Genomic DNA, 13,533 nt, shown 5'->3' on the forward strand with positions numbered 1-13,533 from the left:
CGCCGTGGTGACGACCTCCCTATGGCATGCCGGGCGCTACTCCGCCGCAGCCACCTGCGCGTCCAGCGGAACCACCGCCACCTTGCGGTCGCGGAAGCACAGCGCGGTGCGGCCGTCCAGCAGCTCCAGCGCCCGCTCGCCGAACAGCTGACGGCGCCAGCCCGAGAGCGCCGGCACGTCCGCGTCGGCACCCTTGGCCGAGAGCTGCTCGAGGTCGTCGCCCGACGCGATCATCTTGGCCGCGACCCGCTCCTCCTCGGCGACGATCTTCAGAAGCACGCGCAGGAACTCGACGCCGGCCGCGGTGCCTTCCGGCAGTTGCGGCGGGCGGGGGATCGAGGGCAGCTCACCCTTCGGGATCGCCAGCGCCCGCGCGACGGCGGCAAGGATCTCCTGGCCGGTCTGCGAGCGCTCGAACCCCCTCGGGATCGTGCGCAGACGCCCGAGCGCCTGCTCATCCTTCGGCGCCTGCTGGGCGATCTCGTAGATCGCATCGTCCTTCAAGACCCGGCCGCGCGGCTGGTTGCGGCTGCGTGCCTCACGCTCCCGCCAGGCGGCAACCTCTTTCATGATCGCGAGCTCGATCGGCTTCTTCACCCGGAGCTTCAGCCGCGTCCAGGCGTCGTCGGGGTGGAGGTCGTAGGTCGCGGGGTCGGACAGGATCGCCATTTCCTCGGCAAGCCAATCGCTTCGCCCATCTTGTTCGAGCGAGGCCTTCAGCACCCGGTAGACGTCGCGCAGATGCGTCACGTCGGCGAGCGCGTAGCTCAGCTGCTGCTCCGACAGCGGCCGGTGCCGCCAATCCGTGAAGCGCGAGGTCTTGTCGATCCGCGCATCGGTGGTGCGCGCCACGAGCTGGTCGTAGGCAATCGATTCGCCGAAGCCGCAGACCATCGCGGCGACCTGCGTGTCGAACAAGGGCTGCGGGATCAGCTCGCCGAGCTTGTAGACGATCTCGAGATCCTGCCGCGCGGCGTGGAACACCTTCATGACCGACGGATCCGCCATCAGCGCGAAGAAGGGAGAGAGGTCGATGCCCTTGACCAGCGGATCGATGAGCACCGCGAGCGCGTCCGAGGCGACCTGGATCAGGCACAGCTCCGGCCAGAAGGTCGTCTCCCGGATGAATTCGGTGTCGACGGTGACGAACTCGGCTCGGGCGAGGTCTTCGCACGCCTCTTCGAGCGCGCCGGTGGTGGTGATCAGCTTCATGGGCTCTTCATAAACACGCGCGGGGGCGGCGGGAACTCCTTAATGGCCGACGCGCGGAACATTCGCGCGCTTGACAGGGCGCGGACGCCATGTGCTTTTCCGCCGCAATTCCGAACGCTCTCCGGTCATAGCTCGCGCGAGATGCGCGCCCGGCCGGCAACACTGGGACCCGTCACCATGCACCGCTATCGCAGCCACACCTGCGCCGCTCTCCGCACCGCCGATGTCGGCTCGGCCGTGCGCCTGTCCGGATGGGTGCATCGGGTGCGTGATCACGGCGGCCTGCTGTTCATCGACCTGCGCGACCACTACGGGCTGACGCAGATCGTCGCCGATCCGGAATCGCCGGCCTTCAAGACCGCCGAGACGCTGCGCAGCGAGTGGGTGATCCGCGTGGACGGCGAGGTGAAGGCGCGCTCGGCGGAGACGGTGAATGCCAAGCTCGACACCGGCGAGATCGAGGTCTTCGCCCGCGAGATCGAGGTTCTGTCGGCCGCCAAGGAACTGCCGCTGCCCGTGTTTGGCGAGCCGGACTATCCGGAGGACGTGCGCCTCAAGTACCGCTTCCTCGACCTGCGCCGCGACTCGCTGCACAAGAACATCGTCCGCCGCACGCAGATCATCGCGGCGATGCGCCGGCGCATGACCGAGTCCGGCTTCTCGGAGTTCTCGACGCCGATCCTCACCGCCTCCTCGCCGGAGGGCGCGCGCGACTTCCTGGTGCCCTCGCGGATCCATCAGGGCACCTTCTATGCGCTGCCGCAGGCGCCGCAGCAGTACAAGCAGCTGATCATGATGTCCGGCTTCGACCGGTACTTCCAGATCGCGCCCTGCTTCCGCGACGAGGACCCGCGCGCCGACCGCCTGCCCGGGGAGTTCTACCAGCTCGACCTCGAGATGAGCTTCGTCACCCAGGAGGACGTGTTCCAGACGATGGAGCCGGTGATCCGCGGCATCTTCGAGGACTTCGCCGAGGGCAAGCCGGTCACCCAGAGCTTCCCGCGCATCCCCTATGCCGAGGCGATCCGCAAATACGGCTCGGACAAGCCGGACCTGCGCAACCCGATCCAGATGCAGGCCGTGACGCCGCACTTCGCCGGCTCGGGCTTCAAGGTCTTCGCCAACATGATCGCCGCCGATCCGGAGGTCGAGGTCTGGGCGATCCCGGCCAAGACCGGCGGCAGCCGCGCCTTCTGCGACCGGATGAACGCCTGGGCGCAGCAGCAGGGCCAGCCCGGCCTCGGCTACATCTTCTGGCGCGAGGAGAACGGCGCGCTCGGCGGCGCGGGCCCGCTCGCCAAGAACATCGGCGAGGAGCGGACCGAGGCCGTCCGCACCCAGCTCGGCCTCGAGGCGGGCGATGCCTGCTTCTTCGTCGCCGGCAAGCCCTCGGCCTTCTACCGGTTCGCCGGCGAGGCGCGCACCCGCGTCGGCGAGGAGCTGAACCTCGTCGACCGCGAGCGCTTCGCGCTCGCCTGGATCGTCGACTTCCCGTTCTTCGAGTGGGACGAGGACAACAAGAAGGTCGACTTCGCGCACAACCCGTTCTCCATGCCGCAGGGCGGCCTCGAGGCGCTCCAGACGCAGGAGCCGCTGTCGCTGAAGGCGTTCCAGTACGACATCGTCTGCAACGGCTTCGAGATCGCATCGGGTGGCATCCGCAACCAGCAGCCGGAGACGATGGTGAAGGCCTTCGAGCTCGCCGGCTACAGCCGTCAGGACGTCGAGGAGCGCTTCGGCGGGCTCTATCGCGCCTTCCAGTACGGCGCGCCGCCGCATGGCGGCATGGCCGCCGGCGTGGACCGCATCGTCATGCTGCTCTGCGGGGCGAAGAACCTGCGCGAGATCACCATGTTCCCGATGAACCAGCAGGCCTACGACCTCCTGATGAACGCGCCGTCGGCGGCAATGCCGGAGCAGCTGAAGGAGCTCGGCCTGCGCGTCGCCCTGCCGGCGAAGAAGGCGGAGTAGGTCGGCTCAACCACCCCCGAACGGAAACGACGCGGCCCGCTCCCACGGGCCGCCTCTGTAGTGCCAGAGGTCGAGACCGATGGCGCGCGACGTCCATGGCGAGAACGCGGCGCGCAGCTCGGCGTGGTCCTGCCTCGCCCGGCCGGCGTCGACCTTGTTCTGCACCGTCACATGCGGCTGGAAGGGCTGGCGATCCTGCGGTGTGAGCCATTCGGCGAAGCGCTGAGCCAGCCGCAGGCGCAGGTCGAGAAGGCGAGGGCTGTCGAGCGCGAAGGCGTTGCCGCGCCCGATGAAACGAACGCCCGTGACATCGACGTCGAACGGCAGCGTCTGCTCCGTTGAAGCATGCAGCACCGACACGACGGTCGCACGCGCGGCACCGGGAAGCTTGTGAAACAGCGTCAAATGCGCAGGCACACGGTTCCGCTCCGGCGGGAACAGTCGCCTGCGGGCCGCCTCGAACCGCGTCAGGCTCGCCTCGTCGAGCGCGAGCGTCATGATCAGCGGGGCGCTAACGTCCAACGGGCAGGCCGCGGTCAAGCCGCCGCACGGGTCGCGCGGCGGCCTGGGCACTCCGTCTTACTCCGCGTCTGCGTCGTTCGCCGTCACCTGCAGCTGCAGCACCGTCGGCAAGGTCTGCGGCGCGCCCATGGCCGCGCCGATGATCTGGGTCGCCGGCACCGGCTTGTCCGGGTCGATCGAAATCGTCAGCGACTGCGGGTCGTTGAGGAAGGTCGTGACCGCATTGGTGACCTGTTGTTGGAACTCCGGGTTCTGCAGGTAGCCGAGCACCATCGGCAGCGCGCCGGTGAGCGACTGCACCAGTTCGTCGTGCGACTGGTTGTTCTGCTTGGCGTAGTAGTCGAGCAGCTTCGGCGTCAGCGAATGGTCGACATAGGCGAGTTCGAGCGAACCGAGGTTCAGCTGCGAGATCAGGCCGAGGATCGCCATGCCCGAGGCCTGGTTGCTCTCGGGGTTCGACATCATCTGCTGCTGGATCTGCGCCAGCGACTGGATGAAGGACGGCGTGTAGCCGCCGAGCAGGTAGCTGAAGGTGAAGGTGCCGGCCTGCGGCACGTCGATTTCCAAGGGGTCGAGCGTCAGCTCGCCGCTCTTGGGATTCCAGCTGCCGGAGCCCGAAATCGAGCCGCTCAGCTGCGGGTAGCCGAGCTCCTTCATCACCTCGGCGCCCTCATCGGACTTGCCGGCGGTGAAGTCGGCGTTGAAGCTGCCGAGGTTGAAATCCGTCGCATAGCCGTCGCCGTCGGCGCTGTTGGTGATCTCCGTGCCCTCGAGGGTGAACACCTGCTCGCCCGCTTCCTCGATCGCCACGTTGGCGACGGCGGCGCGGTCGAAGTAGACCGGTGCCACCGTCTTGGCGCCGGTGCCGGCGATCTGCAGGCCTTCGATCACCATGCCGTTCGCCACCGTGTGCACGTCGTCCTTGGTCACGTCGATGTCGTCGAACGGCACGCGCTTCACCGTCCAGCCTTCGGCGTCCGAGCCGGTGACGCCCTCGAAGGTGATGTCGCCGAGGGTCGCCGTTTCGCCGTTGTCGACGACGGCAAGGCCTTTCAGCACGACGTCGTCGCCCGAGGCTTCGGTACCGGTGTAGGTCACGGTCAGGCCCTGCTTGGCCGCGACGTCCTTCAGACGGGTACCAAAAGCGTCGGCATCGGCGGCCAGCGCCGTCGAGGAACTCAAGGCTGCAAGAAGGAGCGAGCCGGCAACAACACGTCGCGCAAGCGAGATACGCATGGGAAGGCCTTTCAGCACGAGAGCGAGAGCAACAAGCTCAGGGAGCCAGTTTGACGCGCACTATCTATGGTGCCCGCGACGTCCGGACAGGGCGGGTCGGGCACCGTTCGCCGGCTGTGTAGCAGGTTTCCACGACAGGGCGATATGGCGCGCGGCGCTTGCAAATGCGGGGACTGCCCTGGGTAAAACGCCGTTCACCGCTTGTTCCGGCTGCGACGGCACGTTAACCCTCGGGCATGGGCAAGTCAGTCGAGCCGCCGGACGGCGGAGGCGAGATCGAACCGGTCGACCTGAAGGCGGCGCTCGAGGAGCGCTACCTCGCTTATGCGTTGTCGACCATCACGGGCCGTGCCTTGCCCGACGTGCGCGACGGGCTGAAACCGGTCCACCGGCGCATCGTCCACGCCATGCGCGTGCTCAGGCTTGATCCCGGCGAGGGCTACAAGAAGTGCGCGCGCATCGTCGGCGACGTGATGGGCAAGTTCCACCCGCACGGCGACGCCTCGATCTACGACGCGCTGGTGCGTCTCAGCCAGGACTTCTCGGTCCGCTATCCGCTGGTCGACGGGCAGGGCAATTTCGGCAACATCGACGGCGATAGCGCGGCGGCCATGCGCTACACCGAAGCGCGGATGACCGAGGTCGCCGTCCTGATGCTGCGCGGCATCGACGAGGATGCGGTCGATTTCCGCCCCACCTACAACGAGGAGGACCAGGAGCCGGTGGTGCTGCCCGGCGCCTTTCCGAACCTCCTCGCCAACGGCGCCTCCGGCATCGCTGTCGGCATGGCGACCTCGATCCCGCCGCACAACGCCGCCGAACTCTGCGACGCGGCGCTGAAGCTGATCGACAAGCCCGACGCCGACACCGACGACCTGCTGCGCTTCGTGCAGGGCCCGGACTTTCCGACCGGCGGCGTCGTGGTCGAGACGCAGGCGCAGATGCGCGAGGCCTATGCGACCGGGCGCGGCGCGTTCCGCCTGCGTGCCCGCTGGCACAAGGAGGAGCAGGGGCGCGGCGGCTACGTCGTCGTCGTCACCGAGATCCCGTACCAGGTGCAGAAGTCGCGGCTGATCGAGAAGATCGCGGACCTCCTGACCGCCCGCAAGCTGCCGCTCCTCGCCGACGTCCGGGACGAGTCGGCCGAGGACGTGCGGGTGGTCCTGGAGCCGAAGAGCCGCACGGTCGATCCGGAACTCCTGATGGAATCGCTGTTCCGGCTGACGGATCTCGAAACCCGCATTCCGATGAACATGAACGTCCTGTCCGGCGGCAAGGTCCCGAAGGTCCTGTCGCTGAAGGAGGTGCTGTCGGAGTGGCTCGGCCATCAGCGCGAGGTGCTGGTGCGGCGCGCGCGCTTCCGCCTGGCGCAGATCGACCGGCGGCTCGAGGTGCTGGCCGGCTACATCGTCGCCTTCCTCAACCTCGACGAGGTCATCCGGATCATCCGTGAGGAGGACGAGCCGAAGGCCGAGCTGATGCGGACCTTCGAGCTGACCGACGTGCAGGCCGAGGCGATCCTCAACATGCGCCTGCGCTCGCTGCGCCGGCTCGAGGAGATGGAGCTTCGGCGCGAGTTCGAGGCGCTGACCGCCGAAAAGGCCGAGAAGGAGGCGCTGCTCGCCTCCGAGGGGCGGCAGTGGGACAGCGTCGCCGGCGAAATCCGCCAGGTGCGCGAGACCTTCTCGAAGAAGACGGCACTGGGCAAGCGCCGCACGATGTTCGCCGATGCGCCGAACCGCGGTGCGGACGATATCACGGAGGCGCTGATCGAGCGCGAGCCGGTGACGGTCGTCCTGTCCGAGAAGGGCTTCCTGCGCGGGCTGCGCGGCCATCTGACCGACACCTCCGGGCTCACGTTCAAGGAGGGCGACCGGCTGAAGCTCGCCTTCACCGCGATGACGACCGACAAGATCGTCTTCCTCACCACGGGCGGTCGGGCGCTGACGCTCGGTGCCGACAAATTGCCCGGCGGGCGCGGGCAGGGTGAGCCGATCCGCCTGCAGTTCGACATCGAGGCCGACCAGGACATCGCCCTCGGCTTCGTGCTCGATCCGGCGGCGCGGCGCCTCCTCGTCTCGACGGAGGGCACCGGGTTCATCGTCGCCGAGAGCGAACTCGTCTCCGGCACCCGCAAGGGCAAGCAGGTCATGAACGTCGGACCGGGCTTTGCCGTCCATCGCGCCGAGCCGGTGAGCGAGGGCGACACCGTCGCGATCGTCGGCGACAACCGCAAGATGCTGGTCTTCCCGCTGGTGCAGGTGCCGGAGATGGCACGCGGCCGCGGCGTGCGCCTGCAGCGCTTCAAGGACGGCGGGGTGTCCGACGTGCGAGTCTTCAAACTCGGCGACGGGCTGACCTGGCGCGATGCGGCCGACCGCCTGTTCACCCGCTCGGAGGCCGAGCTCGTCGAATGGCGCGGCGACCGGGCCCAGGCCGGCCGCATGGTGCCGAAGGGCTTCCCGAAGACCGGCCGGTTCGGCTGAGGTGTCCGAACTTCGCGACTACTTTGCCGAGATGTACGTCGCAGGAGTCTTGGCCGATCGCGGGTGGGATATCTATTTCCCGAGGCGAGACAAAGCTTCGACATGATCGTCAGTCGGCAGGACGAGGGTGTCTGCGTGGTCCGTCCGGTTCAGGTCAAAGGCAAGTACGCGAGCGACGGCAAGACTGCGAAGGCTCGCTACGGTTATGTTGGAGCGCTGACGGCGCTGCACGAGGACATGATCCTCGCGATTCCCTTCTTCACGTCGTCAAGTGCTGCCGCGCCGCTCATGACGGCTTGGATGCCGCGCGCAACGATCAAGGCGTCCAGCCGCGGCTGGGCGTGCGAGCCCGCTCGCTACGACGATGGTCCGAAGTCCCGGCGCGACTTCGCCATATATTTCGATGCAGCGGGTCTGGAAAGACTTACAGCTCGCTGAAGCTCGGCGTTGTTCAACTCGCGCCGTAGCGTTCCCAGCCCTTGGGATGCAGGTGCTCCTGCGGCTGGAAGCGGATCTTGTAGTCCATCTTCTGCGAGCCATCGACCCAGTAGCCGAGATAGAGATAGGGCAGGCCGAGCTGACGCGTGCGCTCGATGTGGTCGAGGATCATGTAGCTGCCGAGGCTGCGGTCGCTCTCGGCCGGTTCGAAGAACGAGTAGACCATCGACAGCCCGTCGCCCATGACGTCGCTGAGCGCGACGGCGACGAGGTCGCGATCCGAGCGCGGCGTGAACGACGAATCGGGACCTCTGCGACGGTATTGGATGACCCGGGTGTCGACCTGGCTGTCCTCCACCATCATCGCGTAGTCGAGCACCGACATCTCGGACATGCCGCCCCCGGCGTGGCGCGTTTCGAGATAGCGGCGGAACAGCGCGTACTGCTCGCTCGACGGATCGTTGTCGAGCATGCGCCCGACGAGGTCGCCATTGCGGGCGAGCACCCGCTTCATGGACTTTGACGGCTGGAACTCGTCGACCAGGATCCGCACGGAGACGCAGGCCCGGCAGCGCTCGCAGGCCGGGCGGTAGGCGATGTTCTGGCTGCGGCGGAAGCCGCCCTGGGTGAGGAGGTCGAGGAGATCCGGTGCGCGATCGCCGATCAGATGGGTGAAGACCTTCCGCTCGTGCTGGCCGGGCAGGTACGGGCAGGGCGACGGAGAGGTCAGGAAGAACTGCGGCGTCTGCGGCTGTACTGTCATCGGTGCGGGATCGTCCTCACACGAGTCTCGTGTCGTCGCCGACAGGGCTCGGATTAAATCACAGCGCCCGCACCGCTTCAACGCCGTGGTGAGCCGCTCAGGGCACCGCCTGGAAAGGAGCCCTCAGGGCGAGCGAGGCGACGCTCCCGGGCGCTGGAAAAGCCGAGGGCCAGACGCGCCTTGCGGGCGCGCAGCCAAGCCTTACCGGTCGCGTACGACGACTGTGCCGAGCAGGAGGTCGTGCAGGAGCTGCTTGCGCGCCGTCACCAGGCCGACGAGGAGGAGCAGCGGGGTCAGCAGCGAGTGCGCGGCCCAGAACAGCACGCCGTGCAGGACCGCCAGCGGCGGGTCGACCCGTCCGCCGTCCAGCCGTTCCAGCCGGAGACCCATCAGGCGCATGCCGGGGGAGGCCTGCTCGGAGCCGCCGACCGTGAGGCCGACATAAAGGATCGCCATCAGCGGCCAGAGGATGCCGAACAGCAGCCAGGACAGACCGAGCGTGACGATCCCGAGAAGTGCCACGACGACATAGGCGGCAGCCGTCAGGACCAGGAGCAGCGTGTAGTCGAAGAGAAAGGCGAAGATCCGCCGCGTCCGCACGCCGCGATACAGGCGCACGTCGTCGAGGTCGCTCCGCAGCGGGTGGTGGAGGGAAGCGGCGTCGGTCTGCGTCATCGTCGGGTCGCCTCTGGGTGAACTATGGGCTGCCGTCCAAGATGGGGGCGGATGCGAGCGCGCGCAACATCGGTGCGGTCAGCGGCGCCCCAGCGCCTCCGCCACGCGGGGCGCGAAGTAGGTGAGGGTGCCGGCCGCCCCGGCACGCTTGAACGCCGCGAGGCTTTCCATCATCGCCTTGTCCCCGTCCAGCCAGCCGTTGCCGGCGGCCGCCATGATCATCGCGTACTCCCCCGAAGTCTGGTAGGCGAAGGTCGGCACGCCGAGTTCGCGCGACAGGCGCGAGACGATGTCGAGATAGGGCATGCCCGGCTTGACCATGATCATGTCGGCGCCTTCGGCGAGATCCTGCGTGGCCTCGCGCAGCGCCTCGTCGGCGTTGCCGAAGTCCATCTGATAGGTGCGCTTGTCGCCCTTCAGGATGCCGCCGGAGCCGACCGCGTCGCGGAAGGGCCCGTAGAAGGCCGAAGCGTACTTCGCCGAATAGGACATGATGAGCGTGTCGCGCAGACCGTCGGCATCGAGCGCCTGACGGATCAGTGCGACGCGCCCGTCCATCATGTCGGACGGCCCGACGATGTCGCAGCCGGCCTCCGCCTGGACCAGCGCCTGGCGCATCAGCGCCTCCACGGACCGGTCGTTGTCGATGCGTCCATCGACGAGGATGCCGTCATGGCCGTGCGAGGTGTAGGGGTCGAGGGCGACGTCGGTCATGATGCCGATCTGCGGCACGGTCTCCTTGATCGCCCGGCACGCCCGGCAGACGAGATTGCCCGGGTTGAACGCCTCGCTGCCCGCCGCGTCGCGGCGGGTGCCCTCCGTGTAGGGAAACAGCGCGATCACCGGTATGCCGAGGTCTCGTGCCGCGCGCGCCGCCTCGACGCAGCGCGCGACGCTCATCCGGAAGACGCCGGGCATGGAGGGCACCGGCTGATCGTTCCCGTCGCCCTCGCGCACGAAGATCGGCCAGATCAGGTCGTTTGCCGACACTTCGGTCTCGCGCACCAGCCGCCGCGACCAGTCGTGCTGGCGCAGCCGGCGCATTCGCAGGCCGCCGGTCGCGGTGTCGATGCGCCCGCTGATGTCGTCCAGACCAAGTGGGTTCTGCATGTCCGTCGTCCGCGCCGTCCTTGAAGTGCGCGGGACCATAGGCGGAGCCGGCGCGCCAAACAATCGGCGGCTTGCCGTGAGAAGGCTGTTGGTCCGCTGCGCTGCGCGATTGACGCTCGCGGCTCTGCGCCGGTAGCGTCGCCGCGCCGGCGTTTCGTGGTCGATGCCGGGCGTACGATGCGTGAGGACGAGCGGATGGCGGATGTACCGGCGACAGTTGGACGCGCCGCTCGCGTCGAACCGCGCTCCGGCGCGGCGGGCGTGCCTCAGGCCGCCGGCGCGGCGGAGCGGGCCGGTCCGCGGCCGATGCTGCCGCAGCGCCTGGTCGCCGGCTTCTGCCGCCTTGCGGGGCTGGCGCTCTTTGCCGCCGGGATCGGCTTCTGGATCCGCATCGTCGGCTTCTATGACGGCCCGCTGTGGCGCTTCGATCTGATGCCGCCGTGGTGGAAGGCGGCGGCGGCGACGCTCGCCGTGCTTTATCCGGTGGCCGGCGTCGGACTCTGGATGGCCGTGTCCTGGGGCGTCGTGCTGTGGGTTCTCGTCGCCGGCGTCGAGGCCGTGATGCATCTCGGCTTCCCCACGCTCTTCGGCGGAGGCCGTCTTGCCGTTGCCTTGAACGCCGCGGGCCTCCTCGGCCTCGTCGTGCTGCGGCTCGCGATGCATCGACGCCGAAGCACAAGCCTTAACGGGTGAGACGAAGCGTTAAACACGAAATGCGCTTCGTCAGTTAAACTCACTGTTAAGGCTGGACTTTAAGTCGAATTTTAGCCGGGCGCGCTATTGTTGCTCTCAAGATCGGGTCGAAATAGAACACTGATCAAAAGCAACAGCGGAGACAATACTATGAGCGCCAATCGTAGCATCCGGGAGCCCGTCGCGGTCGCGGAAGAGAAGACCGAGCTGAAGGGCCTGTACCTCGAGACCCTGCAGCTGGTGGAGCGTCTGCATCGCCGCCTGCTCGACGTCATCAAGGACGAGTTCGACCGGGCCGGCCGCACCGACATCAATGCCGTGCAGGCGCTGCTCCTGTTCAACATCGGCGACGCGGTGCTGACCGCCGGCGAACTGCGCTCGCGTGGCTTCTACCTCGGCTCCAACGTCTCCTACAATCTGAAGAAGCTCGTCGATCTCGGCTTCATCGACCACCAGCGCTCCCGCGTCGACCGCCGCGCCGTCCGCGTTTCGCTGACCAAGGCCGGCCAGGAAGTGGCCGAGATCGTGGGCGACCTCTACAACCGCCACATCGGCTCGATCGACAAGGTCGGCGGTCTCGACGAGCAGGAGTTCCAGAAGATGAACAAGGCCCTGCAGCGCCTCGACCGCTTCTGGAACGACCAGATCCTCTACCGTCTCTGACGGCAGCCTTCGGCTCCGCAGTTGCTCTCACGAGCTGTCGCGCCCTCGACGAGGGGTGCGGCGGCTCGTCGCCGTTTCGTCGCGGCCTTGTGACCGCCCAAACCCTCGCTACATCCACGCTTTGGCCATATTGGTGTGGCTTGAGGACAAGGCGGCGGACATGTGTCGATCCGCCTCCCGAAATTTCCGTTTCGTTAACCATAGTGCGGCAGTGTGCGGCGCACGGAGCGGGACCGAGCGACGAGGATGACGGATGGCGATGGGTAACGGCGGCTCCGCGACGAACGCAATTTCGCGGCGGGCGCTGCTCGCCGGCGCCGCTGCCGCAGGCGCGGCTGTGATGTTGCCCGGCGCGGCCTTCGCGCAGGAAGCGCTGAACGACATTCTCTTCGCGCCGACGCGCGGCAACTGGAACGACCAGTTCGACACGCGTTCGACCGGCCAGCGGACGGTCGCGACAAACCAGCCGGTGTTCTCGCCGGAGACCGTCGCCGACATGCAGCAGGCGGAGGGCACCTACCGTCAGATCGTCATGAACGGCGGCTGGCCGATGGTGCCGGAGGACGCCAAGCTGCAGCTCGGCGTGCAGAGCCAGTCGGTCTCGATCCTGCGCCAGCGGCTGATCGTCTCCGGCGACCTGCCGGCCTCGGCCGGCACCGCGCCCGCCTTCGACACCTTCGTCGATGCTGCTGTGAAGCGGTTCCAGGCCCGCCACGGCCTGCCGGGCGATGGCGTCGTCTCGACCTATACCTTCAAGGCACTGAACGTTCTGGCCAACATCCGGCTCGGTCAGCTGCAGACCAATGTCGTCCGGCTGCAGTCGATGTCGGGCTATCTCGGCGACCGCTTCGTGATGGTCAACATCCCGGCGGCCTCGATCGAGGCGGTGGAGGGCGGACGCGTCGTGCAGCGGCACACCGCGATCGTCGGCAAGATCGATCGGCAGACGCCGATCCTGAACTCCAAGATCACCAACCTCCAGCTCAATCCCTACTGGCATGCACCGGCGTCCATCGTAAAGAAGGACATCATCCCGCTCATGCAGAAGGATCCGACCTATCTGAAGCGGAACGACATCCACATCTTCGCCAAGGACGGCACCGAGATCCCGCCGGAGTCGATCAACTGGAACAGCGATGACGCCGTCCAGTACCTGTTCCGGCAGGAGCCGGGCAAGAACAACGCGATGTCGTCGGTGAAGATCAACTTCCCGAATCCCTATGCGGTCTACATGCACGACACGCCGCAGCAGAGCCTGTTCTCCGAGCTGATGCGGTTCGAATCGTCCGGTTGCGTGCGCGTCCAGAACGTGCGCGACCTCATCGTCTGGCTGGCGCGTGACACCGGCGGCTGGGATCGTCAGGCGATCGAGCGGGTCATCGCCTCGCGGCAGAACCAGAACGTCGACCTCGCCGAGCCGGTGCCGGTGTACTTCACCTACATCACCGCCTGGGCCACCGATCCGACGGTCGTCCAGTTCCGCGACGACATCTACCACCGCGACGGCGCCGAGCAGCTGGCGATGGGCGATCTGAAGGCCACGGCCTATGCCGGCGGCGAACAGGTGGACGACATCCCCTTCTGATCGCTTCCGTCGCAGAACCCGACTGTAGGCGAGCCGGAGGCGGAAACGTCTCCGGCTTCGTCGTTTCTGCGCAAGCCATTCGACCGCCGGACATTGGATGGTACCGGCCGCGGTCCTGTGCTATCGGGCCGCGCATCCGAACGTAGCCTGTGCCGACGTCACCCGCACGCCGACGTCAT

Annotated in this window: 12 protein-coding genes; 6 read left to right on the top strand and 6 right to left on the bottom strand. The window is 67.4% G+C overall.

The window, feature by feature from the left end:
• Window positions 1–36: 36 nt before the first annotated feature.
• Window positions 37–1,206 (bottom strand): ribonuclease D, encoded by a 1,170-nt coding sequence (gene rnd, locus NPA30_RS04320; protein WP_256801563.1) that lies wholly within the window; start codon window positions 1,204–1,206, stop codon window positions 37–39.
• Window positions 1,207–1,389: 183 nt separating this feature from the next.
• Between rnd and aspS the strand changes: the two genes are divergently transcribed.
• Complete coding sequence (aspS, locus tag NPA30_RS04325) at window positions 1,390–3,183, top strand: aspartate--tRNA ligase (RefSeq protein WP_256801132.1); 1,794 nt, start codon at window positions 1,390–1,392, stop codon at window positions 3,181–3,183.
• Between the two features lie 6 nt (window positions 3,184–3,189).
• On the opposite strand, the gene NPA30_RS04330 is transcribed toward aspS, so the two are convergent.
• Together NPA30_RS04330 and NPA30_RS04335 are read right to left on the bottom strand one after the other, a co-directional pair.
• Window positions 3,190–3,681, bottom strand: a complete 492-nt coding sequence (locus NPA30_RS04330) for a 2'-5' RNA ligase family protein (RefSeq protein WP_256801133.1) — start codon at window positions 3,679–3,681, stop codon at window positions 3,190–3,192.
• An 81-nt stretch (window positions 3,682–3,762) separates the two neighbouring features.
• The gene (locus NPA30_RS04335; RefSeq protein WP_256801134.1) at window positions 3,763–4,941 is read right to left on the bottom strand and encodes a hypothetical protein; all 1,179 of its coding nucleotides are present in this window, start codon (window positions 4,939–4,941) and stop codon (window positions 3,763–3,765) included.
• A gap of 236 nt (window positions 4,942–5,177) precedes the next feature.
• On the opposite strand from NPA30_RS04335, the gene parC reads away from it, so the two are divergent.
• Both parC and NPA30_RS04345 read left to right on the top strand, forming a co-directional pair.
• Window positions 5,178–7,427 (top strand): DNA topoisomerase IV subunit A, encoded by a 2,250-nt coding sequence (gene parC, locus NPA30_RS04340; protein WP_256801135.1) that lies wholly within the window; start codon window positions 5,178–5,180, stop codon window positions 7,425–7,427.
• A 102-nt stretch (window positions 7,428–7,529) separates the two neighbouring features.
• On the top strand, window positions 7,530–7,865 hold the full coding sequence (locus NPA30_RS04345) for a hypothetical protein (RefSeq protein ID WP_256801137.1): 336 nt from the start codon (window positions 7,530–7,532) through the stop codon (window positions 7,863–7,865).
• A 13-nt stretch (window positions 7,866–7,878) separates the two neighbouring features.
• On the opposite strand, the gene NPA30_RS04350 is transcribed toward NPA30_RS04345, so the two are convergent.
• From NPA30_RS04350 to hemB, 3 genes are all read right to left on the bottom strand, one after another.
• On the bottom strand, window positions 7,879–8,628 hold the full coding sequence (locus tag NPA30_RS04350) for an arginyltransferase (RefSeq protein WP_256801139.1): 750 nt from the start codon (window positions 8,626–8,628) through the stop codon (window positions 7,879–7,881).
• Between the two features lie 201 nt (window positions 8,629–8,829).
• Window positions 8,830–9,303 carry an RDD family protein gene (locus NPA30_RS04355; RefSeq protein ID WP_256801140.1) on the bottom strand — a complete coding sequence of 158 codons (474 nt, stop codon included), beginning with the start codon at window positions 9,301–9,303 and terminating at the stop codon, window positions 8,830–8,832.
• 78 nt (window positions 9,304–9,381) lie between these two features.
• Entirely contained in the window at window positions 9,382–10,413 is a 1,032-nt protein-coding gene (gene hemB / locus NPA30_RS04360; RefSeq protein ID WP_256801141.1) for a porphobilinogen synthase, read from the bottom strand.
• Window positions 10,414–10,608: 195 nt separating this feature from the next.
• On the opposite strand from hemB, the gene NPA30_RS04365 reads away from it, so the two are divergent.
• From NPA30_RS04365 to NPA30_RS04375, 3 genes are all read left to right on the top strand, one after another.
• The gene (locus NPA30_RS04365; protein WP_256801142.1) at window positions 10,609–11,106 is read left to right on the top strand and encodes a DUF6163 family protein; all 498 of its coding nucleotides are present in this window, start codon (window positions 10,609–10,611) and stop codon (window positions 11,104–11,106) included.
• A gap of 150 nt (window positions 11,107–11,256) precedes the next feature.
• Window positions 11,257–11,769 carry a transcriptional regulator LdtR gene (ldtR, locus tag NPA30_RS04370; protein ID WP_256801143.1) on the top strand — a complete coding sequence of 171 codons (513 nt, stop codon included), beginning with the start codon at window positions 11,257–11,259 and terminating at the stop codon, window positions 11,767–11,769.
• A gap of 253 nt (window positions 11,770–12,022) precedes the next feature.
• Complete coding sequence (locus NPA30_RS04375; protein ID WP_372338740.1) at window positions 12,023–13,354, top strand: L,D-transpeptidase family protein; 1,332 nt, start codon at window positions 12,023–12,025, stop codon at window positions 13,352–13,354.
• Window positions 13,355–13,533 lie beyond the last annotated feature (179 nt).

The organism is Mangrovibrevibacter kandeliae, from assembly GCF_024519155.1.
GTDB lineage: Bacteria > Pseudomonadota > Alphaproteobacteria > Rhizobiales > Rhizobiaceae > Mangrovibrevibacter > Mangrovibrevibacter kandeliae.

Bases quoted from the DNA above. Each gene is read 5' to 3' on its own strand.
- aspS (WP_256801132.1), top strand. From the start codon at position 1,390: ATGCACCGCTATCGCAGCCACACCTGCGCCGCTCTCCGCACCGCCGAT.
- NPA30_RS04330 (WP_256801133.1), bottom strand. From the start codon at position 3,681: ATGACGCTCGCGCTCGACGAGGCGAGCCTGACGCGGTTCGAGGCGGCC.
- NPA30_RS04335 (WP_256801134.1), bottom strand. From the start codon at position 4,941: ATGCGTATCTCGCTTGCGCGACGTGTTGTTGCCGGCTCGCTCCTTCTT.
- parC (WP_256801135.1), top strand. From the start codon at position 5,178: ATGGGCAAGTCAGTCGAGCCGCCGGACGGCGGAGGCGAGATCGAACCG.
- NPA30_RS04345 (WP_256801137.1), top strand. From the start codon at position 7,530: ATGATCGTCAGTCGGCAGGACGAGGGTGTCTGCGTGGTCCGTCCGGTT.
- NPA30_RS04350 (WP_256801139.1), bottom strand. From the start codon at position 8,628: ATGACAGTACAGCCGCAGACGCCGCAGTTCTTCCTGACCTCTCCGTCG.
- NPA30_RS04355 (WP_256801140.1), bottom strand. From the start codon at position 9,303: ATGACGCAGACCGACGCCGCTTCCCTCCACCACCCGCTGCGGAGCGAC.
- hemB (WP_256801141.1), bottom strand. From the start codon at position 10,413: ATGCAGAACCCACTTGGTCTGGACGACATCAGCGGGCGCATCGACACC.
- NPA30_RS04365 (WP_256801142.1), top strand. From the start codon at position 10,609: ATGGCGGATGTACCGGCGACAGTTGGACGCGCCGCTCGCGTCGAACCG.
- ldtR (WP_256801143.1), top strand. From the start codon at position 11,257: ATGAGCGCCAATCGTAGCATCCGGGAGCCCGTCGCGGTCGCGGAAGAG.
- NPA30_RS04375 (WP_372338740.1), top strand. From the start codon at position 12,023: ATGGCGATGGGTAACGGCGGCTCCGCGACGAACGCAATTTCGCGGCGG.